The sequence below is a fragment of the Thermoanaerobacterium sp. PSU-2 genome (genome assembly GCF_002102475.1).
In the GTDB taxonomy this organism is placed as follows: domain Bacteria; phylum Bacillota; class Thermoanaerobacteria; order Thermoanaerobacterales; family Thermoanaerobacteraceae; genus Thermoanaerobacterium.
In genome coordinates, this window is sequence record NZ_MSQD01000050.1 from 1 (window position 1) to 347 (window position 347).

Below are 347 nucleotides of genomic sequence, written 5' to 3' on the forward strand. Positions count from 1 at the left end.
AAACGAAGTGAAGCGTACGAGCGTGAAGGACCACGCGAGAGGCACTACGACATGGATGTCGTTAAGTGCCGTTAGCGAAACTGAGTGAAGAGAGCGCAAAGTATATAGCAAACGGAATTTAACAAGCGTTGATAAACAAGTCGTATCTCACTGTTCAGTTTTGAGGGTTTAAGCCCTCAACATGGTCATGGGGGTGTAGCTCAGTTGGGAGAGCACCTGCCTTGCAAGCAGGGGGTCAGGAGTTCGAATCTCCTCATCTCCACCATGGGCTTATAGCTCAGGTGGTCAGAGCGCACGCCTGATAAGCGTGAGGTCGATGGTTCGAGTCCATCTAAGCCCACCATGAT

The 347-nt window shown here is 50.7% G+C and carries 2 tRNA genes; both read left to right on the forward strand.

Features of this window, described 5'->3' with window-relative positions:
* Window positions 1-189 precede the first annotated feature (189 nt).
* Window positions 190-265 (forward strand) — tRNA-Ala (locus tag BVF91_RS13070).
* Window position 266: 1 nt separating this feature from the next.
* A tRNA-Ile gene (locus tag BVF91_RS13075) sits at window positions 267-343 on the forward strand.
* Window positions 344-347 lie beyond the last annotated feature (4 nt).